Below are 23,239 nucleotides of genomic sequence, written 5' to 3' on the forward strand. Positions count from 1 at the left end.
ACTGATTAACGCGCCAGCCACTGCTGTCCCAGCAGGTCTGCCGTCAAAATAGCGGCATGTACGCTTTCAGGCGTTACCGGGAACGGCATATTGTGGATGGTTTCACCTTCTGCACAGGTCGCTTTTGCTACGGCCATGATCTTGCCGTCAACGTCTTCTTTCACGCCCATTTCCGCTAACGTTACCGGCAGGCCTACTTTCTGACAGAAATTCAGCACGGTTTCGATCTCTTCCATCGGGCTGTTTTGCAACACCAGTTGCGCCAGCGTACCAAAGGCGACTTTTTCACCGTGGTACAAATGGTGGCACTCTTCCAGAATCGTAAAGCCGTTGTGGATCGCATGCGCCCCTGCCAGACCGCTGCTTTCAAAGCCGATGCCGCTGAGGTAAGTGTTAGCTTCGACAATACGCTCCAGCGCATCGGTCACCACGCCAGCCTGCGCGGCAAAGCGTGCCTTCTCGCCTTCCGCCAGCAGGGTATCATAGCACAGGCGCGCCAGGCTCAGCGCCGCCACGGTGGACTGTCCGCCCGCCATGCTGGTCGCTCTGGCGTCATAACAGGCTTTCGCTTCAAACCAGGTCGAGAGCGCATCGCCCATCCCGGCCACCAGCAGACGTACCGGCGCTTTAGCAATGATTGCGGTATCCATCACCACCATATCCGGGTTTTTCGGGTAGATCAGATACTCTTCAAACTCACCGGCTTCGGTATAGATTACGGACAGCGCACTGGTTGGCGCATCGGTAGACGCGATAGTCGGGATCACCACCACCGGCAGCTTCTGGTAGTAGCCAATCGCTTTGGCGGTATCCAGCGTTTTCCCGCCGCCAATCCCAACCACACCGCGGCAACCGTGCTGTTTCAAAATGGCAATCAGACGATTAATTTCAGCATGGCTGCATTCGCCGTTGAAGCGTTCCGCGTGGCAGCTAATGTCGTGGTTGTGCAGGCCGTTGAGTACTTTCTCTCCCGCCAGCTTCATCACGAAGTCATCCGCGATCACGAAAAAGCTGTCCGCCAGATTTTTAGCGTATTGACCAAACAAGGTGGAAGCGTCAGGACCCTGGAGATATTTGGCTGGAGATTGAATAACTTTTAGCATTCCTTTCATCCTCAAATAAGTACATGTTTTTACATGGTGAGCCCTGGCGTTAACCTGTTTGGCCTGATGCTGATGGCGAAAACGGGAGGTACCGGAGCGATGCAATAACTGTATGGCGAGGCGTGCACAAAAAGATCTTTCGTCTTTTTGTTCTGATATGAAACAGATAAAAACGGAGTACGTTTCATATTGGAACGCTTATCCATAAAAAATATAAGGTTTGCGATCCTGATCCGTTCATTTACCGCCAAATATCCAGCACACATGAATCTCACTTTCTCTTTTACCCACTCGCTTGTCTTAAAATCCGCACAAAAAGGCTGACGGTGCCGGATAACCAGCGCCGTTCGCCGGTGAAAAAAGTCGAGCGAGCTCGCATTGTGATCGTTCCTTGCTTTTTTCAGTTTCATTTCGGAACAAAAAACAACAATCACGTTCCGTAATGAAACTCATTTTAAGGTTGTTTTTTTCCGCGCTGACTTCGCCAGAATCTCTTCATCGCCTCCGCACCATGACCTAAGCATTCGGGGGTTTGTCTTTCACTCAACCTCGAGGAGCCGTTATGTCTCAATTCTTTTTTAATCAACGCCCCCATCTCGTGAGCGATGTCATCGACGGTACGATTATCGCCAGCCCGTGGAATAACCTGGCGCGTCTGGAAAGCGATCCGGCCATTCGTATCGTAGTCCGTCGTGATCTCGATAAAAATAACGTGTCGGTCATTTCCGGCGGCGGTTCGGGACACGAACCCGCGCACGTTGGATTTATCGGTAAAGGCATGCTAACCGCTGCGGTCTGCGGCGACGTTTTCGCCTCCCCGAGCGTGGATGCGGTACTGACCGCCATTCAGGCGGTAACCGGTGAAGCGGGCTGTTTGTTGATCGTGAAAAATTACACCGGTGACCGTCTTAATTTCGGTCTCGCCGCCGAGAAAGCGCGTCGCCTTGGCTATAACGTTGAAATGCTGATTGTTGGCGACGACATCTCTCTGCCGGATAACAAACACCCACGCGGCATTGCGGGAACCATCCTGGTGCATAAAATCGCGGGTTACTTTGCCGAACGCGGCTACAACCTCGCCACCGTTCTGCGTGAAGCGCAGTACGCAGCCCACAACACCTTCAGCCTGGGCGTTGCGCTTTCCAGTTGTCATCTGCCGCAAGAAACCGACGCGACCCCGCGTCATCATCCGGGTCACGCGGAGCTAGGGATGGGCATTCACGGCGAGCCAGGTGCTTCGGTTATCGACACTCAGAACAGTGCGCAGGTGGTGAACCTGATGGTGGATAAACTGCTGGCCGCCCTGCCTGAAACCGGCCGTCTGGCGGTGATGATTAACAATCTTGGCGGTGTTTCTGTTGCCGAAATGGCCATCATTACCCGCGAGCTGGCCAGCAGCCCGCTGCACTCGCGTATCGACTGGCTGATTGGCCCGGCCTCGCTGGTCACCGCGCTGGATATGAAAGGCTTTTCTCTCACGGCCATCGTGCTGGAAGAGAGCATCGAAAAAGCGCTCCTCACCGAAGTGGAAACCAGCAACTGGCCGACGCCGGTCCCACCGCGTGAAATCAGTTGTGTTCCGTCATCTCAGCGTAGCGCACGCGTGGAATTCCATCCCTCGGCAAACGCCCTGGTGGCCGGGATTGTGGAACTTGTCACCGCAACCCTTTCCGATCTGGAGTCCCATCTTAATGCGCTGGATGCCAAAGTCGGCGATGGCGATACCGGTTCAACCTTCGCCGCTGGCGCACGCGAAATTGCCAGCCTGCTGCATCGCCAGCAGTTGCCGCTGGATAACCTTGCTACGCTGTTCGCGTTGATTGGCGAACGCCTGACCGTGGTGATGGGCGGTTCCAGCGGTGTGCTGATGTCGATCTTCTTTACCTCAGCCGGACAAAAACTGGAACAGGGAGCAAATATTGTCGAAGCATTAAATACGGGCCTGGCGCAGATGAAGTTCTACGGCGGCGCAGACGAAGGCGATCGCACCATGATTGACGCGCTGCAACCGGCCCTGACTTCACTGCTCGCGCAGCCGCAAAATTTGCAGGCCGCATTCGACGCCGCGCAAGCGGGAGCCGAACGAACCTGTTTGTCGAGTAAAGCCAATGCCGGTCGCGCATCGTATCTGAGCAGCGAAAGTCTGCTCGGCAATATGGACCCCGGCGCACACGCCGTCGCAATGGTGTTTAAAGCGCTGGCGGAGAGTGAATTGGGTTAAATCATAAATGCCTGATGCGCTTCGCGCATCAGGCAGAACGTTAACGATAAACGCGGAGGCCACCCTCGACGCCACGGCTAAACAGTACCTGCCAAAGCTCGATATCTCGGGCGCGGAAAGCCCCGGCGCAGGCGCATAAATAGTAATTAAACATTCTTCTGAAGGTGGCGGAATAACGTGACGACAGCTCCGGCCAGGCCTGATTAAAGCGCTCGTGCCAGGCCATCAGCGTTTTATCGTAATCGCTGCCAAAGTTATGCCAGTCCTCCATCACAAACCGTGATTCGCTGGCCTCGGCAATATGGGAAATCGACGGTAAGCAACCGTTCGGGAAAATGTATTTGTTGATCCATGGATCGACGCTCATCCCTTTTTTATTGCTACCGATGGTATGCAGCAGGAAGAGCCCGTCCGGTTTTAAACAACGGTCGGCGATGCTGAAATAGGTATCGTAGTTTTTCGGCCCGACGTGTTCAAACATCCCCACGGAGACAATGCGATCGTAGTGTTTATCAAGGTCGCGATAATCCTGCAGCAGAATGTTAACGTCCAGACCTTCACAGCGCTGCTGCGCCATTTTCTGCTGCTCTTTGGAAATGGTAACACCTTCTACCACCGCGCCATAATGACGTGCCGCATACTCCGCCAGCCCGCCCCAGCCACAACCGATATCGAGTAAACGCATACCCGGTTTAAGCTGCAGCTTCTCGCAGATCATTTTTAATTTGGCATTTTGCGCATCTTCTAATGTGGTCGCATCTTTCCAGTAACCACAGGAATATTGCATATGCGGATCAAGCATCAGCGCAAAGAGATCGTTACCAATATCATAATGTTCTTTGCCGACTATCCATGCCCGGCTCCGCGACTGCAAATTAAACAGGCGCGCGCTGGCAATGCGTAAAATATCTTTCAGATTTCCCGGCATCTGCTGGTCGAGTTTTGCTTTGAGGATTTTGCAGAACAGAATATCGAGCCGCTCACAGTCCCACCAGCCTTCCATATAGCTTTCACCAAGTCCTAATGAGCCTTGTTGCAATACCCGTTTAAAGAAACCGGTGTGATGAAGTTGAATGTCCCACGCTCGCGAGCCATTAATTCTGATATCCGCTTGCGAAAGCAGCTCTTTTCCCATTCGGGTCCAGTTATCATTTATTTCATTGACGATCACAGCATCTGAACAAAGCGAATTCATGGTATTTACCAAAAGTGGGCTAAAAATTCTTACACAAGATTATTATGGAAAAAAGGGTGTATGTATTATGATCTGCGGACAAGATCTATCGAGTAGCAGACACATCATCGGGATCATTGACGATTCATTTATGGAAACTCTCGCGCAAAAGCAGTGGAACTTCTACCCGGATAACTCCATGACGGAACTGCCGCAGGACGTGTACTTTCGCTCTTATGTCCTGGAAGCTAACCATCATGTTCCACAGCATTCACACTCTTTTATACAGTTTCATTTCGCCCGTAAAGGCAGTATGCGTATTGATGTTGCCGGCAAGTGCTGGATAATTCCGGCACATTATGGCATCTGGATCCCGAATAATACGGAGCATACGGTTTGGGCACTGGATGATGTGTATTTAGAAAATCTGGATATTAATCCGGGCTTTCTTGAAGAGAGCATTAATGAATGTAAAGTGGTGGCAATCAGTGATTTCGCCAGAGAGTTTATTCATTACGCCACGAATTCAATTTCAGGCCATTATGATAGCCAGTCAAAAGAGGGCAAGCTGGTCAGCGTCCTGGTCGACATTATTCTGCAGCTCCCGGAAGTCGCTTTTGTATTACCCTGGCCGCAGGATAGCGAATTAAACAAAGTTTGCCGAACCATACAAGAATCTCCCGCACTGGAGCATTCGGTTGAATACTGGTCGCAGCATCTGGGTATGTCTGCCCGTACCTTTTCACGCCATTTCAAAAAAGAAACCGGATTGCCTTTCAGCGTCTGGAAGCAAAAAATGCGTATTCTGGAATCCGTATTAATGCTGAAGAAAAATAAAAGCGTAACCGCCGTGGCGCTCGACGTGGGGTATTCAAGCACCGCGGCATTTAGCTACGCATTCCGCCAGGCGTTTGGCGTTCCGCCGTCTAATTACTGATTAACGGCGCTGATGCCAGTAAGCCGCTGCGCGAACCCGTTGCTGATCGAACGCCTCGGTTTCAAAGCGAGCACTCAGGTTTTTGACCACCTTCCCTTCGCCAGTGATCCAGATGTAATAATCGTCTGCTGGCACGCTTAGCCGCGATAAGTGTTCATTCACCGCCTGCTCGTCATGACCGATAAACCACTGAATAGTAAACCCGTCGAGGTGGGCAAAATAGTCCTGGTATGCTGCATCTTGCACGCTGACCAGCGCCGTGACGTGCGGACGTACCGCTAAACGACTGAGCGACTCCAGGCGTCGGCGCAGCGCGGGCATTCCCGATTCATCACACACATAAACCTGATACGCATAATCCTCTGGCACCACCAAAGAACCGCGCGGTCCGCCAATTGTCAGCTTGTCCCCCTCACGGGCATTCATCGCCCACGTACTTGCCACACCACCGTCATGGATATAAAAATCCAGCGCCAGCTCATGGCGCGCTTCGTCATACAACGGCGTGTAATCACGGGATAACGGACGTACGCCATCAGCCCAGACAATGCCTTCATCGGTGACGACAGGCGGCACAAAATGGCTGCCCGGTTCAGGGAAAAAGACCTTGGTATGGTCGTCAAACCCGTGTGAGCTAAAACCGTCCAGAGCGTCCCCGCCCAGTACAATGCGCTGAAAGCCCGCGCTAATACGTTCTACGCGCAGGACGGTAAGTTCCCGAAAGCGCAGTTCATTACGAACGCGCTGGGGGTAGCGTGAGGTGTTTTTTGTCATTTTTTTCGCCTTGTGAAGATAATACGATATATCTAAATACATTTTTAAATGATAATGATTGCTAATCAAGAGAATTGCAAGCACTTTTTTGATATAGTCACCGTCAGAATAGACTGACAGCACCAACCAATAAAAACTGTTAATAATCATCATATTAAACAAAATATAATTTGTAGACTTGCAAGATGACAATTTTTAGATATAAATTAGATATATCTAAACAACATCAGGAGACGATGATGCAAAACCATCATGAAGGTTGCTGCAAACATACTGAGCACCAACACGAAGGCTGCTGCAAGGGTGAAGGACATCACCACGAAGGCCGCCACAACGAGCACCATGCAGGTTGCTGCAAAGGTGAAGAACATCGCCATGAAGGCTGTAACAAAGAACATCACCACGAACAGGGTTGTGGGCACCGTCGCGGGGGCGGTGGTCGTCGCCAACGCTTCTTCGGTCACGGAGAATTACGCCTGGTCATTCTGGATATCCTGACCCGCGACGCCAGCCACGGCTATGAGCTGATTAAAGCAATTGAAACCCTGACTCAGGGTAACTATACCCCGAGCCCGGGCGTTATCTATCCGACGCTGGATTTCTTGCAGGATCAGGCACTGATCACCATCAGCGACGAGGAAGGTGGGCGTAAACAGATTGCGATCACGACTCAGGGCCAGCAATGGCTGGATGAAAACCGTGAGCATCTGGAACATATCCACGAACGTATTAAAGCCCGCTGCGTGGGTTTTGAATTACGCAAGAATCCGCAGATGAAACGCGCGCTGGAAAACTTCAAAGCCGTGCTGGACCTACGGGTTAATCATGGTGATACCAGCGATGCGCAGATCAAAAAAATCATCGGTATTATCGATCGCGCTGCGCTGGATATTACTCAGCTGGATTAATTTACACTGCAGGCGGGACCCGTTTGCCCGCCGTTCCGCCTGTAGGGTTTATATTAATGTAGCACCGTGACAGCATCTTCCAGTCGACCAGCGCGATGCTTCACCATCGCAGAAATCTGGGCGCTCTCTTCAACCAGTTCGGCGTTTTTCTGCGTAATATTGCTCAGTTCATTCACTGCCCGAGTCAGGCTGGAAAGGCCATCTGACTGCTCCAGCGTTGAGTGGCTGATTTGGGCGATCAGCTGAGTGACGTTTTGCACCTGCGCCACAATATCGTCCATCGTGCGCCCTGCAGCGTGAACCTGATCGGAGCCGGACTGCACTTTATCGGCGCTGGCATCAATCAGCTTGCGGATATCATTGGCCGCACTGGCGCTGCGACTGGCAAGATGACGCACTTCTCCCGCCACCACGGCGAACCCTTTCCCTTGCTCACCTGCCCGTGCAGCTTCAACGGCGGCGTTCAAAGCCAGAATGTTGGTCTGGAAAGCAATATCGTTAATCAGCGTCGTAATGGTGCCGATCCTCTGGGTGCTGTTGGCGATATCGTCCATGGTTTTGATGACGGTATCCATCGCCTCGCCGCCGTGCGTTGCCGCGCTGCTGGCGGCGATGGAGAGTTTATCGGCTGCGGCGGCGGTCTCAGAGTTTTGTTTTACCGATGCCGCCATCTGATTCATGGTGGTCACCGTTTCCTGCACATTCTCTACGGTCTGCTGCGTATGCTTGTTTAAATCATCACTGCCTTTCGCCAGCGTTTCACTGTCGCTGCGTACACAACTCACCTGGCTGGAGACATCATGGATGAGCCAACGGCACATTAGCCCCAGTTGCCCGACCGCTCGCAGCATCAGGCCCAGCTCATCACTGCGGTTAAGATGCGACACGCTGTTCCGCTCACCGGTCGCCACTTTAAGCGCCTGACGGGCGACATTCTCAATAGGACGCACAATCTGCCATTCGAAAATAGCCGTTCCTAAAAGCATCACCAACACGCTCGTCAGCAGTAACGGCCATTCGGCGCCCATTTGCTGCAATGCGGCCGCCAGTAAAATAAACATAAACGCCATTACGCTGCGCACTCGCCAGCGAATCGGCAGCGCCGGGAATTTACCCAACCAGCCTTTGCGTACCACCAGGCCTTTATGAATTCGTCGATTGCAACGCCCTTCATTCAGCGCTTTATATAAAGGCTCTACCGCCGCAATCTCCTCGTCAGTTGCCCGGGTACGGATCGACATATACCCGGTTACACGCCCTTCCCGCACCATCGGCACCGCATTGGCCCTTACCCAGTAGTGATCGCCATTCTTACGCCGGTTTTTCACAATCCCGCTCCATGGCTCACCCTGCTTCAGGGTGTACCACATATCCGCAAACGCCGCTTTTGGCATGTCCGGATGACGAACCAGGTTGTGCGGTTTTTCGAGCAATTCATTTAGTTGATAGCCACTGACCTGGACAAAGGTATCGTTCGCATGGGTGATATAGCTTTGTAAATCGGTAGTCGACATGAGGGTGATATCATCATCCAGCGGTGTATTTTGCTGACTAACGTAGGGATGAGAAGACATGATTGCGTCCTGTGCAGGTTATCTGGTTGTTAACTCTTTCGGCTTATGTTATTTCGGCGATAATTTTTTTATCTTTAGTTGTTAAATTTGATTTAGATCGCAATTTGCGATTAAACCTCAAAATTTGTACGCATTCTAATCCATTGATTTAAAATACTTTCAATCAGAAACTATTCAATTTCACTTCTACCAATGCACCGTCACAGGGCGAATATTGCTCATTTTTAGCGCAGAAAAGGGGTTTTCCGATCTGTTTTCTCAGTCTGAACATGGGCAAAATGCCAGCAAATGTTAAGCGCTGGCATTAAATGTTGCGCAAATAAGATGTTTCCTGGTGTTTATCCCGATTTTTGCTAAGCGCGCCGGAATGGCGCAATCCCTGCAATACTTAAATCAGTATCATGTGATACGCCAGCTCCGGGAGCATATTTTGAACAGGTTACCTTCCAGCGCATCGGCCCTGGCCTGCAGCGCACACGCACTGAATCTCATCGAAAAGCGCACGCTTGATCATGAGGAAATGAAATCATTAAACCGAGAGGTGATTGAATACTTCAAGGAGCATGTCAATCCGGGGTTCTTAGAGTATCGAAAATCTGTAACAGCAGGCGGGGATTACGGAGCCGTAGAGTGGCAAGCGGGAAGCCTGAATACGCTTGTCGACACCCAGGGGCAGGAGTTCGTCGATTGCCTGGGTGGTTTTGGAATTTTCAACGTGGGGCACCGTAATCCAGTCGTGGTTTCCGCCGTACAGAATCAACTCGCGAAACAACCTCTGCATAGCCAGGAGCTACTCGACCCTCTGCGGGCCATGCTGGCAAAAACCCTCGCCGCACTGGCCCCAGGTAAGCTGAAATACAGTTTTTTCTGTAACAGCGGGACCGAGTCGGTTGAAGCCGCTCTGAAGCTGGCGAAAGCGTATCAATCACCGCGCGGTAAATTTACGTTTATTGCCACCAGCGGCGCATTCCACGGTAAATCGCTGGGCGCGCTGTCCGCCACGGCTAAATCCACCTTCCGCAAACCCTTTATGCCGCTGCTGCCGGGTTTCCGCCATGTACCGTTTGGCGATATTAACGCGATGCGCACCGTGCTCAGCGAGTGTAAAAAAACCGGTGACGACGTCGCTGCCGTGATCCTCGAACCGATCCAGGGTGAAGGGGGCGTGATCCTGCCGCCGCAAGGGTATTTAACCGCCGTTCGTAAACTTTGCGATGAGTTTGGCGCGCTAATGATCCTTGACGAAGTGCAGACCGGCATGGGTCGTACTGGCAAAATGTTCGCCTGCGAACACGAAAACGTGCAGCCCGACATTATGTGCCTGGCTAAAGCGCTGGGCGGCGGCGTGATGCCCATTGGCGCAACCATTGCCACCGAAGAGGTATTCTCCGTCCTGTTCGACAATCCTTTCCTGCATACCACCACGTTTGGCGGCAACCCGCTTGCTTGCGCGGCTGCGCTGGCCACCATTAACGTCCTGCTGGAGCAAAATTTACCGGCTCAGGCGGAGCAGAAAGGCGATATGTTGCTGGATGGTTTCCGCCAGCTTGCGCGGGAATACCCGGACCTGGTACATGATGTACGCGGTAAGGGCATGCTGATGGCGATTGAGTTTGTTGATAATGAAATCGGCTACAACTTTGCCAGTGAGATGTTCCGCCAGCGGGTGCTGGTAGCCGGCACGCTGAACAATGCAAAGACGATCCGTATCGAACCGCCGTTGACGTTAACGATCGAGCAATGCGATCTGGTATTGCGAGCAACGCGCAAAGCCCTGGCAGCATTACGGGTGAGCGTGGAGCAGGTGTAACAACCTTACCCGGCCTATAAAAGATACCCTTTTGTAGGCCGGATAAGGCGTAGCCGCCATCCGGCAATTAGCCTAACTCAAACAATCCGCACACCCACAGGCATCACCCGTTCTGGCGTTAACAGCACGCTTTCGCTGCCATCATCCGTCTCAGCGCACAGCAGCATACACTCAGATGTTTCACCGCGCATTTTGGCCTTTTGCAGGTTACACAGCACCACTACCGTTTTCCCCATTAGCTCCTCTTCGCTGTAATAAGGAACCAGGCTGGTCACGGTTTGCAGCGTACGCTCTCCAACATCTACCTGTACGATATACAGCTTATCGGCATTGTCATGGCGCTTTACCTGTGCGATTTTTCCAACACGTATTTCCATTCGGGCAAAATCAGCAAATGCGACGATATCCATTGTTTTCTCCTCTGGTAAAATTTTACTAAATACTAGCAAAATATTTTCCAGGCATTGTTCTCAAAAGCGGGAAAATGACGTACTCATCACACTCTGAAAGCCCGGTTTTACCCCGAGCATGTCAATTAAACATGCTTTTTTTACTGAAAACAGATGAATAGATAAGCACTTCATTTATAATGCGCAGGTAACTCAGGGAAAAGGCAAACATGGCAACACTTAAAGACATCGCAATCGAAGCTGGCGTGTCCCTGGCGACAGTGTCCCGGGTTTTAAACGATGACCCCACGCTGAATGTAAAAGAAGAGACTAAGCATCGCATTCTGGAGATCGCGGAAAAGCTGGAGTACAAAACCAGCAGCGCCCGTAAGAACCAGACCAATGCGCTCGGTCCCCAGCATATTCTGGCGCTCTACAGCTATCAGCAGGATTTGGAAATCAACGATCCTTACTACCTCGCGATCCGCCATGGGATTGAAACCCAGTGTGAGAAACTCGGGATCGAACTGACCAACTGCTATGAGCACAGTGGACTGCCGGAGAGCAAACACATTACCGGCATTCTTATTGTCGGCAAGCCTTCTCCCGCTCTGCGCGAGGCGGCAACAGCGCTTACCGACAACATCTGCTTTATCGATTTCCATGAACCCGGCAGCGAATATGACGCCGTCGATATCGATCTGGCCCGCATCAGCAAAGAGAGCATCGACTTTTTCATTGCCCAGGGCGTCACCCGCATTGGCTTCATCGGTGGTGAAGACCAGCCGGGCAAGGCCGATATCCGCGAAGCCGCGTTTGTCGAATACGGTCGTCTGCAGCAGGTCGTTTCTGAACAGGACATCTATCGCGGCGGTTTCTCCAGTTCATCAGGCTATGAACTGGCTAAAGAAATGCTGGCAAAACCCGACTATCCCAGCGCCCTGTTTGTGGCTTCAGATTCGATTGCTATTGGCGTTCTGCGCGCCATCCACGAGCGTGGTCTGAACATTCCACAGGATATTTCGCTGATAAGCGTTAATGATATTCCAACGGCGCGTTTCACCTTTCCTCCGCTTTCCACCGTTCGCATTCATTCTGAAATGATGGGCAGTCAGGGCGTCAACCTGCTGTTCGAGAAAGCCCGCGACGGGCGTGCGCTTCCCCTGCTGGTTTTTGTTCCCAGCAAGCTGAAACTGCGCGGCACCACCCGCTAAAATCCCCCGTTAACCCGCCCGGTTTCTTCTGATGCCGGGCGCGCATTGTCATGCATTCTTTTCTGCGTCCGAATTATTTTCGTGATCCAGTTAAAGTAAATCACTTCATCCGCTATATTTTAGTAAAACTTTTACTAAAATCACCATCAATTACACTTACTCACCATTACAATGAATGGTTCCGATTTTTCTCCACCGGGAGGCCTTATGAATCGCTGGGAAAACATTCAGCTCACCCACGAAAATCGACTGGCGCCACGCGCATATTTTTTCTCTTATGACTCCGTTGCGCAGGCTCGCTCGTTTGCCCGCGAAACCAGCAGCCTCTTTCAGCTGTTAAGCGGTCAGTGGAATTTTCAGTTCTTTGAGCATCCGCTACAGGTGCCGGAAGCCTTTACGTCGCAGTTTATGAACGACTGGGGCAGCATCACCGTCCCAGGCATGTGGCAGATGGAAGGACACGGTAAGCTGCAGTATACCGACGAAGGTTTTCCTTTCCCGATTGACGTCCCCTACGTTCCGACCAATAACCCCACCGGAGCCTACCAGCGCATTTTCTCCCTCAGCGAAGGCTGGCAGGGCAAACAGACGCTGATAAAGTTTGATGGCGTAGAAACCTACTTCGAAGTTTACGTGAATGGTCAGTACGTTGGCTTCAGCAAAGGCAGCCGCCTGACGGCCGAATTTGATATCAGCGCAATGGTGCGCACCGGTGACAACCTGCTGTGCGTTCGCGTAATGCAATGGGCTGATTCCACCTACGTTGAAGACCAGGACATGTGGTGGTCGGCGGGAATTTTCCGCGACGTCTATCTGGTAGGCAAACAGGCGACCCATATTCAGGATTTTACCGTTCGCACCGAGTTCGATGATGACTATCGCGACGCCACCCTCTCTTGCGACATTGCGCTGGAAAACCTGGCCGCCACGCCGGCGATAGCGTCGCTCGAATACACCTTGTTTGACGCTGAGCAGGCGCTGCATAGCGGCGTGATTAATACCCTGAAGGTGGATAAACAAACGCAGACCGCGTTTAATTTCAAGGTCAGCGCGCCGCAGCAGTGGTCGGCGGAATCGCCGTATCTCTACCATCTGGTGATGACGCTGAAAGATGCCAGCGGCAACATCCTTGAAGTCGTGCCACAGCGCGTCGGATTCCGCGATATTAAAGTTCGCGACGGTCTGTTTTACATCAATAATCGCTACGTGATGCTGCATGGCGTTAACCGCCACGATAACGATCATCTTAAGGGCCGCGCGGTCGGTATGGATCGCGTTGAAAAAGATCTGCTGTTAATGAAGCAGCACAATATCAACTCCGTACGCACCGCCCATTACCCGAACGATCCGCGCTTCTATGAATTGTGCGATATCTACGGTCTGTTCGTGATGGCCGAAACCGACGTTGAATCTCACGGCTTCGCTAATATCGGCGATATCAGCCGGATAACCGACGATCCGCTATGGGAAAATGTCTACGTTGAGCGCATCGTGCGCCACGTCCATGCGCAGAAAAACCACCCGTCGATCGTCATCTGGTCACTCGGCAACGAATCCGGATACGGCTGTAACATCCGCGCCATGTATCACGCTGCAAAAGCGCTGGATGACACGCGTTTGATCCATTACGAAGAAGATCGTGACGCCGAAGTGGTGGATATCATCTCCACCATGTACACCCGCGTGCCGCTGATGAATGAGTTTGGTGAATATCCGCATCCTAAGCCACGCATCATCTGCGAGTATGCGCACGCCATGGGTAACGGTCCCGGCGGGCTAACAGAATATCAGAACGTCTTCTATCAGCATGATTGCATTCAGGGGCACTATGTCTGGGAGTGGTGCGATCACGGGATTCAGGCCAAAGATGACGACGGCAACGTCTGGTACAACTATGGCGGCGACTACGGCGACTATCCGAACAACTACAACTTCTGCCTTGATGGCCTGATTTATTCCGATCAAACCCCAGGACCAGGACTGCAAGAGTACAAGCAGGTAATTGCGCCAGTGAAAGTACGCGCACAGGATCTGGCTCGCGGCGAACTGCGGGTAGAAAACAAACTGTGGTTCACCACGCTTGACGACTACACCTTGCATATTGAGGTTCGCGCCGAAGGAGATACGCTCTCTGTTCAGCAGATAAAACTACGTGACGTTCCTCCCAACAGCGATGCGCTCCTGCAATGCGCACTGCCGGAGCTGGATGCGCGCGAAGCGTTCCTTAACGTCAGTGTGACGAAAGATTCCCGCACGCTATACAGCGAAGCCGGGCATCACATCGCGACGTATCAGTTTCCACTGAAAGCCAGAACGGCGGCTACCGTACCGTTTAGTCTGCAAAATTCCACCCCTCTGACGCTGGAAGACAGCCGCCAGAGCTGCACCGTTCGCGGTTATAACTTCCATCTGACCTTCTCAAAGCTGACCGGTAAGCCGATCGCCTGGAACGTCAATGGCGAAGAGCTGATTACCCGCGAGCCGAAGATTAATTTCTTCAAACCGACCATTGATAACCACAAGCAAGAGTTCGAAGGCCTCTGGCAGCCGAATCATTTACAGATTATGCAGGAGCATCTGCGCGAGTTTACCCTTGAGCAAACCGATGATGCGCTGCTGATAACCAGCCAGACCATTATCGCCCCGCCGGTATTCGATTTCGGTATGCGCTGCACCTATCGCTGGCGCATTGCCGCGGACGGTCAGTTGAACGTAGAGCTTTCCGGCCAGCCTTACGGAGAGTACCGGGACATCATTCCGTGCATCGGCTTCACGATGGGCATCAACGGTGATTTGGGCCAGGTGGCATATTACGGACGTGGTCCCGGTGAAAACTATGCCGATAGCCAGCAGGCCAACATCATCGACATCTGGCGCAGCAGCGTGGATGAGATGTTCGAAAATTATCCGTTCCCGCAAAACAACGGCAATCGTCAGGACGTGCGCTGGGCAACGCTAACCAACCGCCACGGCAACGGTCTTCTGGTGGTTGGGCAGCGCCCTGTCAACCTGAGCGCCTGGCGCTATACGCCAGAAAATATCTTCGCCGCACAGCACTGCAACGCGCTACAGCGTAGCGATGACATCACCCTGAATCTGGACCACCAGTTGTTGGGACTAGGTTCCAATTCGTGGGGAAGTGAGGTGCTCGATTCCTGGCGCGTCTGGTTTACATCATTCAGCTACGGCTTCACGTTGTTGCCGTTTTCCGGCAGCGAGTCTGGCGCTCAAACCACCGCCAACCGCGCCTTTGGCACCGGATTCTTTTCCACGAATTTGCACAGCGAGAATACAAAATGAGGATCATCGACAACTTAGAGCAGTTCCAGCAACGCTATGCTTCGGGTCGGAAATGGCAACGCTGCGTCGAGGCTATTGAAAATATTGACAATATTCAGCCAGGCGTCGCCCACTCGATCGGTGATTCCCTGAGCTACCGCGTGGAAACAGACTCCGCGACCGATGCGCTGTTTACCGGCCACCGTCGTTATTTTGAGATCCATTACTATCTGCAAGGACAGCAAAAAATAGAGTATGCCGCCAAAGAGGATCTCCAGGTGGTTGAATACTATCGCGATGAAACCGATCGCGAATATCTGAAAGGTTGTGGAAAAACCGTAGAAGTGCACGAAGGACAAATGGTTATTTGTGACAACCATGAGGCCTATCGTTTTATTTGTAATAACGCAGTGAAAAAAGTCGTACTCAAAGTCACCATCGAAGATGGTTATTTTCATAATAAATAAAAACACAGGCGGCGCCGACGTTGCGCCGCCAGTACCCTATAATAATCAGGAATCGGAGATGTGCTATGTCTGATACCAAACGTAATACCATCGGCAAGTTCGGCTTACTTTCACTCACTTTTGCCGCGGTTTATAGTTTTAATAACGTAATCAATAATAATATTGAGCTTGGTCTGGCATCCGCACCGATGTTTTTCCTCGCGACGATTTTCTACTTTATTCCATTCTGTTTAATCATCGCCGAATTTGTTTCGCTGAATAAAAACTCCGAAGCCGGTGTCTACGCATGGGTAAAAAGTTCGCTGGGCGGACGTTGGGCATTTATTACCGCCTACACCTACTGGTTCGTTAACCTGTTCTTTTTTACCTCGCTTTTGCCCCGCGTTATCGCCTACGCCTCATATGCTTTTTTAGGCTACGAATACATTCTGACGCCGTTCGCGACTACCGTGTTAAGTATGGTGCTGTTTGCCTTCTCCACCTGGGTTTCGACCAACGGCGCAAAAATGTTAGGACCAATTACCTCAGTCACCTCCACGTTGATGCTGCTGCTGACGCTATCCTATATCTTACTGGCGGGTACTGCACTGGTTGGCGGCGTACAGCCTGCTGACCCTATCACCGTAGACGCAATGATCCCGAATTTTAACTGGGCCTTCCTGGGTATCACCACCTGGATCTTTATGGCGGCAGGCGGCGCAGAGTCGGTGGCGGTGTACGTCAACGACGTCAAGGGTGGTTCCAAATCATTCGTGAAGGTCATTATCATTGCCGGGATTTTTATCGGCGTGCTCTATTCCATCTCCTCGGTGCTGATCAACGTCTTTGTCAGCAGCAAAGAGCTGAAGTTTACCGGTGGTTCGGTGCAGGTATTCCACGGCCTGGCGGCATATTTCGGCCTGCCGGAACTGGTCGTGAACCGCTTTGTCGGCCTGGTCTCCTTTACCGCGATGTTCGGCTCTCTGCTGATGTGGACCGCCACGCCGGTGAAGATCTTCTTCTCTGAAATTCCGGCGGGTATTTTCGGTAAAAAAACCGTCGAACTGAATGAAAATGGCGTTCCGGCCCGCGCAGCGTGGATCCAGTTCCTGATCGTTATCCCGCTGATGATTATCCCAACCCTCGGCTCCAATACCGTGCAGGATTTAATGAACACCATCATCAACATGACCGCCGCCGCATCGATGCTGCCGCCGCTGTTTATTATGCTGGCTTACCTGAATCTGCGCGCAAAACTGGATCACTTACCGCGTGACTTCCGTATGGGTTCACAAAAAACCGGCATTATTGTGGTCTCGATGCTGATTGTTCTTTTCACCATCGGATTTATCGCCTCTACCTTCCCGACCGGCGGTAACATCATAACCATTATTTTCTATAACGTTGGTGGAATTGTTATTTTCCTCGGCTTCGCCTGGTGGAAATACAGTAAATACATCAAAGGGCTGACTAAAGAAGAAAAAGCTATTGAGGCGGCCCCTGCTTCAGATATCAATTAATGACTAAAACAGAATAACAATAAACAATATTCGCCAAGGCTATAACCAAAATAATTCGAGTAGCATGAAGGCGGCAAGTGAGTGAATTCCCAGGAGCATAGATAACTATGTGACTGGGGTGAACGAACGTAGCTAACGCACATGCAGCTTGAAGTATGACGGGTATATAACAATAAAAATTATCTTTTATTTGGCTTAGGATCGAAGCATGAAAAACATTAGCCTCTGTTGCAGGGCAATTCTTGCCCTGCCCTTTTTCTGCGTCTCCTCTCTGGGTGCAGAAGAAGTTCGCCCTGCAGAACACGACGACACGAAAACGCCCGAAATATCTTCCCCGTCATTTCGTTTTTATGGCGAATTGGGCATGGGTGGATATATGGATTTAGAAGGAAAAGACAAACATAAATACAGCGATGGTACCTATATAGAAGGTGGCCTGGAGATAAAACACGGCTCGTGGTTTGGTCTGATCTACGGCGAGGGCTGGACCGTACAAGCGGACCATCAGGGCAATGCCTGGGTTCCTGACCATAGCTGGGGCGGATTCGAGGGCGGGATCAACCGCTTTTACGGTGGTTACCGCACCGATGATGGCACGGAGCTGATGCTCAGCCTGCGCCAGGACTCTTCGCTGGATGACCTGCAATGGTGGGGGGATTTCACTCCAGACCTGGGCTACGTCATTCCTAATACCCGCGACATCATGACCGCCATTAAGGTGCAAAACCTGACCGGTCCTTTGCGCTATAGCGTGACCGCGACGCCCGCCGGACACCACGACGAGAGCAAAGCCTGGCTGCACTTTGGTAAATACGATCGCTACGACGATAAATATACCTATCCGGCCATGATGAACGGCTACATCCAGTACGATCTGATCGAAGGCGTAACCTGGATGAACGGCCTGGAGATAACGGATGGTACCGGACAGTTGTTCCTGACAGGTATCCTCTCGCCCAACTTCGCCGCCCGCGCCTGGCACCACACGGGCCGCGCCGACGGGCTGGATGTGCCCGGCACCGAGACCGGCTATATGGTCAGCGCGATGTATGAAGCACTAAAAGGCGTTTACCTCTCCACCGCTTATAGTTACGCCAAACACCGACCGGATAGCTATGAGGACGAAACCACTTCCTTTATGCAGTTCGGTATCTGGTATGAATACGGCGGCGGGCGTTTCGCTACCGCCTTCGACAGCCGGTTCTATAATGCAGAATGCATCTGGCGACCCGAGCGACCAAATCTTCCTGATGCAATATTTCTATTGGTAACAAGGACCGGAACACCATGAACATGAAACCTCTTCTTACGCCGCTGGCCTGCATCCTGCTGATGAACGTCTCCGCGCATGCCGCCAGTGCTGACGACTTTAAAAACATCATTAATCGCACCGGTGCGCCGGGCTACATGCATGACTACGATCACGACGACCACCAGCGCTTTAATCCCTTTTTCGATCTTGGCGCCTGGCACGGTCATTTGCTGCCGGACGGTCCCGCCACGATGGGCGGCTTTCCGGGCGTGGCATTGCTGACCGAAGAATACATCAATTTTATGGCCAATAATTTTGACCGTCTGACGGTGTACCAGCACGGTAAAAAGGTCGATTTCGCACTTGAGGCCTACAGCATTCCGGGCGCGCTGGTGCAAAAGCTGTCATCTAAGCATGTGCAAATAGAGATGACGCTGCGTTTTGCCAGTCCCCGCACCTCGCTGCTGGAAACCAAAATCACCAGCGACACGCCGCTGGATCTGGTGTGGGACGGCGAGCTGCTATCGAAGCTGGAAGCCAAAGAGGGAAAAGCGCTGTCAGATAAAACCATTGATGGCGAATTCCCTGGCTATCAGCGCAAAATCACCGCCACACACGATGGCCTGAAAGTCACCTTCGGCAAAGTGCGCTCAACCTGGGATCTGCTCACCTCCGGTGAGTCGGAGTATCAGGTGCATAAATCTGTCGCCATGAAAACGACGGTTAACGGTCATCGCTTCATGGGGAAGGCCCATATCAAAGGTTCAACCACTTTCTACACCACCTATTCTCATCTGCTTACCGCCGAGGATGTGGCGAAAGAGCAGCCGCAGATCCGCGATATTCTGGCGCGCCCGGCCTGGTATCTTGCGGCATCGCAAAAGTGCTGGGCAGATTATCTGCAAAAAGGCTTAACCAACCCGGATGCCACAACGGAACAAACCCGGGTCGCGGTTAAAGCTATTGAAACGCTGAACGGCAACTGGCGCTCGCCAGGCGGGGCGGTAAAACACAATACCGTGACGCCTTCGGTCACCGGCCGCTGGTTCTCCGGCAACCAAACCTGGCCGTGGGACACCTGGAAACAGGCCTTCGCCATGGCGCACTTTAACCCGGATATCGCCAAAGAGAACATTCGCGCCGTCTTTTCATGGCAGGTTAAACCTGGCGATCCGGTTCGTGCGCAGGATGCCGGATTCCTTCCCGACCTGATTGCCTGGAATCTCAGCCCGGAACGCGGCGGCGACGGCGGTAACTGGAACGAGCGCAACACCAAACCCAGCCTGGCGGCCTGGTCGGTGATGGAGGTTTACAACGTCACCAAAGACAAGGCCTGGCTCGAAGAGATGTATCCAAAGCTGGTGGCGTATCACGACTGGTGGCTGCGTAACCGCGATCACAACGGCAACGGCGTGCCGGAATACGGCGCTACGCGCGATAAAGCCCACAATACCGACAGCGGTGAAATGCTGTTTACGGTGAAAAAAGGCGACAAGGAAGAAACCCTCTTTGGACTGAACAACTACGCCGCCGTGATCGATAAAGGCCAGTATGACAGCCTGGAGATCCCGGCACAGGTTGCCGCCTCGTGGGAGTCCGGTCGTGATGATGCGGCAGTATTCGGTTTTATCGATAAAGATCAACTGGATAAATACGTCGCGAGCGGTGGAAAACGCAGCGACTGGGTGGTGAAATTTGCCGAAAACCGCAGTAAAGACGGTAAGTTGCTGGGTTACTCGCTAATGCAGGAGTCGGTGGATCAGGCCAGCTACATGTACAGCGACAACCATTATCTGGCACAGATGGCGACCCTGCTCGGTAAACACCAGGAGGCGCAGCGCTACCGCCAGTTGGCGCAAAATCTCGCGGATTACATCAATACCTGTATGTTCGACCCTGACACCCAATTCTTCTATGACGTCAGGATCGAAGATACCCCGCTGGCAAACGGCTGTGCGGGTAAACCGATCGTCGAACGCGGCAAAGGGCCGGAAGGTTGGTCGCCGCTGTTTAACGGTGCGGCGACGCAGACCCATGCGGACGCGGTAATTAAGGTGATGCTCGACCCCAAAGAGTTCAACACCTTTGTCCCGCTTGGCACGGCGGCGTTGACCAACCCGGCTTTCGGCGCGGATATATACTGGCGCGGGCGCGTCTGGGTGGATCAGTTCTGGTTCGGGCTAAAAGGGATGGAGCGTTACGGCTATCGCGATGAAGCGTTAAAACTGGCGGATACCTTCTTCAGCCACGCCAAAGGCCTGACCGCAGACGGTCCGATTCAGGAAAACTATAACCCATTGACCGGCGCCCAACAGGGCGCACCGAACTTCTCCTGGAGCGCGGCGCATCTCTATATGCTGTATAACGATTTTCTTAAAAAACAGTAATCGGTAGCATTTGGCCGGATGACGTTTCGCTCATCCGGCCCACAAAGACACATTTTCACCGGCCGGGTTAGGTGCTTGCACCGACATTCGGCAAATTCATTCTCTGCTCCCACTCCTTTTTTGAATCCCATCACAATCACGGCATTCCCCTTTTCCCTTTTACGCGGTGACGGCTAAATTATTAACTCATCCGACCACATAACAATAATTTTACATACTGGACACCTTTATGAGCTATCCGTCGCTGTTCGCCCCGCTCGATTTAGGCTTCACCACGCTTAAAAACCGCGTGCTGATGGGTTCAATGCATACCGGGCTGGAGGAGTATCCCGACGGTGCCCAACGGCTGGCCGCGTTCTACGCCGAACGCGCCCGTCACGGTGTGGCTCTGATTGTGAGCGGAGGTATTGCGCCTGCGCTTTCCGGCGTAGGGATGGAAGGTGGCGCGATGCTCAACGACACCAGCCAGCTTGCACACCATCGTGTCATTACCGACGCCGTGCATGATGAAGGCGGCAAAATCGCCCTGCAAATTCTGCATACCGGGCGTTACAGCTACCAGCCGCATCTGGTGGCGCCTTCTGCCATTCAGGCGCCAATCAACCGCTTTACGCCGCATGAACTGACGCACGATGAAGTGCTGCAGTTGATTGAAGATTTTGCCCACTGCGCACAGCTGGCACGGGAAGCGGGCTACGATGGCGTAGAAGTGATGGGTTCGGAAGGGTATCTCATCAACGAATTCCTGACTCTGCGTACCAACCAGCGCGATGACCAATGGGGCGGTGAGTATGCCAACCGCATGCGTTTAGCCGTTGAGGTGGTGCGAGCGGTACGCCAGCGTGCCGGGAATGACTTTATTATTATCTTCCGCCTGTCGATGCTCGATCTGGTGGAAAACGGTGGAACCTTCGACGAAACCGTCCAGTTGGCGCAGGCTATAGAAGCCGCCGGGGCCACCATTATTAACACCGGTATTGGCTGGCATGAGGCGCGTATTCCCACTATCGCTACCCCGGTACCGCGCGGCGCGTTTAGTTGGGTGACGCGTAAGCTGAAAGGGCATGTGACGATCCCACTGGTCACCACCAACCGCATTAACGATCCCCAGGTCGCCGATGACATTCTGGCCCGTGGCGACGCCGATATGGTGTCGATGGCCCGTCCGTTCCTCGCCGATGCCGAACTGCTGTCAAAAGCGCAGACCGGACGAGCAGATGAGATCAACACCTGTATCGGCTGTAACCAGGCCTGTCTCGATCAGATCTTCGTCGGCAAAGTCACCTCTTGTCTGGTGAATCCGCGAGCCTGCCATGAAACCAAAATGCCGATCGTTGCGGCAACTGTGCAGAAAAATCTGGCGGTTGTCGGCGCAGGCCCTGCCGGCCTCGCCTTCGCTATTAATGCTGCCGCACGCGGACATCACGTCACGCTGTTTGACGCGCATGGCGAGATTGGCGGGCAGTTTAATATCGCCAAACAGATCCCCGGCAAAGAAGAATTCTATGAAACCCTGCGCTACTACCGCCGGATGATCGACGTGACTGGCGTGACGCTAAAGCTGAATCACTTTGTCAGCGCACGCGATCTGCACACCTTCGACGAAGTGATCCTTGCCAGCGGGATCGAGCCGCGCATACCGCCGATCGAGGGGATCGAACATCCTAAAGTGCTGAGCTATCTCGACGTCCTGCGCGATAAAACGCCAGTGGGCAAACGCGTGGCAATCGTTGGCTGCGGCGGGATCGGTTTCGATACTGCCATGTATCTGAGCCAGCCCGGCGATCCCACCAGCCAGAACATTGCGGAGTTCTGCGTGGAGTGGGGGATCGACACCAGCCTGCAACAGCCTGGCGGTTTACGCCCGGAAGGTCCGCACTTATCCCGCAGCCCGCGCCAGATAGTGATGCTGCAGCGCAAAGCCAGCAAACCGGGACAAGGTTTAGGTAAAACGACGGGGTGGATCCATCGCACCACCCTGCTCTCACGCGGCGTAAAAATGATCCCGGCAGTCAGTTATCAGAAGATTGATGATGATGGGTTACACGTCGTGCTGAACGGTGAACCGGTGATCTTTAACGTGGATAACGTGGTGATTTGCGCCGGACAAGAGCCGCGCCGTGAGCTGGTCGATCCGCTCCATGCGGCAGGTAAAACGGTGCATCTGATCGGCGGCTGCGATGTGGCGATGGAACTGGATGCCCGACGTGCTATTGCGCAAGGCACCCGACTGGCGCTGGAAATTTAACAG

Annotated in this window: 15 protein-coding genes and 1 pseudogene; 11 read left to right on the forward strand and 5 right to left on the reverse strand. The window is 52.7% G+C overall.

From position 1 onward, the window contains the following. Nucleotides 1-5: 5 nt before the first annotated feature. Nucleotides 6-1,103 carry a glycerol dehydrogenase gene (locus tag OGV94_RS05100; RefSeq protein WP_080626071.1) on the reverse strand — a complete coding sequence of 366 codons (1,098 nt, stop codon included), beginning with the start codon at nt 1,101-1,103 and terminating at the stop codon, nt 6-8. A 562-nt stretch (nt 1,104-1,665) separates the two neighbouring features. Between OGV94_RS05100 and OGV94_RS05105 the strand changes: the two genes are divergently transcribed. Further along, nucleotides 1,666-3,324, forward strand: a complete 1,659-nt coding sequence (locus OGV94_RS05105) for a glycerone kinase (RefSeq protein WP_286522770.1) — start codon at nt 1,666-1,668, stop codon at nt 3,322-3,324. Between the two features lie 40 nt (nt 3,325-3,364). Here the strand turns inward: OGV94_RS05105 and cfa are convergent, their stop codons facing one another. Continuing rightward, on the reverse strand, nt 3,365-4,519 hold the full coding sequence (gene cfa / locus OGV94_RS05110) for a cyclopropane fatty acyl phospholipid synthase (RefSeq protein ID WP_286522772.1): 1,155 nt from the start codon (nt 4,517-4,519) through the stop codon (nt 3,365-3,367). A gap of 67 nt (nt 4,520-4,586) precedes the next feature. Between cfa and OGV94_RS05115 the strand changes: the two genes are divergently transcribed. Continuing rightward, nucleotides 4,587-5,435 (forward strand): helix-turn-helix domain-containing protein, encoded by an 849-nt coding sequence (locus tag OGV94_RS05115; protein WP_353622567.1) that lies wholly within the window; start codon nt 4,587-4,589, stop codon nt 5,433-5,435. Here OGV94_RS05115 and OGV94_RS05120 read toward each other — a convergent pair whose 3' ends face one another. Beyond that, nucleotides 5,436-6,209, reverse strand: a complete 774-nt coding sequence (locus OGV94_RS05120) for a siderophore-interacting protein (protein WP_043017721.1) — start codon at nt 6,207-6,209, stop codon at nt 5,436-5,438. Nucleotides 6,210-6,445: 236 nt separating this feature from the next. Here OGV94_RS05120 and OGV94_RS05125 point away from each other — a divergent pair, with 236 nt between their 5' ends. Continuing rightward, nucleotides 6,446-7,117 (forward strand): PadR family transcriptional regulator, encoded by a 672-nt coding sequence (locus tag OGV94_RS05125; protein WP_167373421.1) that lies wholly within the window; start codon nt 6,446-6,448, stop codon nt 7,115-7,117. A gap of 53 nt (nt 7,118-7,170) precedes the next feature. Here the strand turns inward: OGV94_RS05125 and OGV94_RS05130 are convergent, their stop codons facing one another. Beyond that, complete coding sequence (locus OGV94_RS05130; protein ID WP_075145602.1) at nt 7,171-8,691, reverse strand: methyl-accepting chemotaxis protein; 1,521 nt, start codon at nt 8,689-8,691, stop codon at nt 7,171-7,173. 430 nt (nt 8,692-9,121) lie between these two features. Between OGV94_RS05130 and ygjG the strand changes: the two genes are divergently transcribed. After that, nucleotides 9,122-10,501 carry a putrescine aminotransferase gene (gene ygjG, locus OGV94_RS05135; protein ID WP_167373420.1) on the forward strand — a complete coding sequence of 460 codons (1,380 nt, stop codon included), beginning with the start codon at nt 9,122-9,124 and terminating at the stop codon, nt 10,499-10,501. Nucleotides 10,502-10,578: 77 nt separating this feature from the next. Here ygjG and OGV94_RS05140 read toward each other — a convergent pair whose 3' ends face one another. Next, nucleotides 10,579-10,911, reverse strand: coding sequence for a tRNA-binding protein (locus OGV94_RS05140; protein ID WP_043017725.1), 333 nt, complete (start codon nt 10,909-10,911; stop codon nt 10,579-10,581). Between the two features lie 209 nt (nt 10,912-11,120). Here OGV94_RS05140 and ebgR point away from each other — a divergent pair, with 209 nt between their 5' ends. The 7 genes and pseudogenes from ebgR (at nt 11,121) to OGV94_RS05175 (ending at nt 23,236) form a co-directional block, all read left to right on the forward strand. Then, on the forward strand, nt 11,121-12,104 hold the full coding sequence (ebgR, locus tag OGV94_RS05145) for a transcriptional regulator EbgR (RefSeq protein ID WP_043017726.1): 984 nt from the start codon (nt 11,121-11,123) through the stop codon (nt 12,102-12,104). Nucleotides 12,105-12,311: 207 nt separating this feature from the next. Further along, nucleotides 12,312-15,404, forward strand: coding sequence for a beta-galactosidase subunit alpha (gene ebgA / locus OGV94_RS05150; RefSeq protein WP_043017727.1), 3,093 nt, complete (start codon nt 12,312-12,314; stop codon nt 15,402-15,404). Further along, nucleotides 15,401-15,850, forward strand: a complete 450-nt coding sequence (locus tag OGV94_RS05155; protein WP_003828536.1) for a beta-galactosidase subunit beta — start codon at nt 15,401-15,403, stop codon at nt 15,848-15,850. The genes ebgA and OGV94_RS05155 overlap by 4 nt, the downstream gene beginning before the upstream one ends. Nucleotides 15,851-15,915: 65 nt before the next feature. Then, the gene (locus OGV94_RS05160) at nt 15,916-17,349 is read left to right on the forward strand and encodes an amino acid permease (RefSeq protein ID WP_043017728.1); all 1,434 of its coding nucleotides are present in this window, start codon (nt 15,916-15,918) and stop codon (nt 17,347-17,349) included. Between the two features lie 208 nt (nt 17,350-17,557). Beyond that, nucleotides 17,558-18,620: pseudogene (gene ygjJ / locus OGV94_RS05165) on the forward strand (protein YgjJ). Nucleotides 18,621-18,636: 16 nt separating this feature from the next. Next, entirely contained in the window at nt 18,637-20,988 is a 2,352-nt protein-coding gene (gene ygjK, locus OGV94_RS05170; protein WP_286522777.1) for an alpha-glucosidase, read from the forward strand. Nucleotides 20,989-21,217: 229 nt separating this feature from the next. Further along, on the forward strand, nt 21,218-23,236 hold the full coding sequence (locus OGV94_RS05175) for an oxidoreductase (protein ID WP_286522780.1): 2,019 nt from the start codon (nt 21,218-21,220) through the stop codon (nt 23,234-23,236). Nucleotides 23,237-23,239 lie beyond the last annotated feature (3 nt).

Origin of the sequence: Citrobacter sp. Ce006 (assembly GCF_030336535.1) — a bacterium.
In the GTDB taxonomy this organism is placed as follows: Bacteria; Pseudomonadota; Gammaproteobacteria; order Enterobacterales; family Enterobacteriaceae; genus Citrobacter; species Citrobacter europaeus.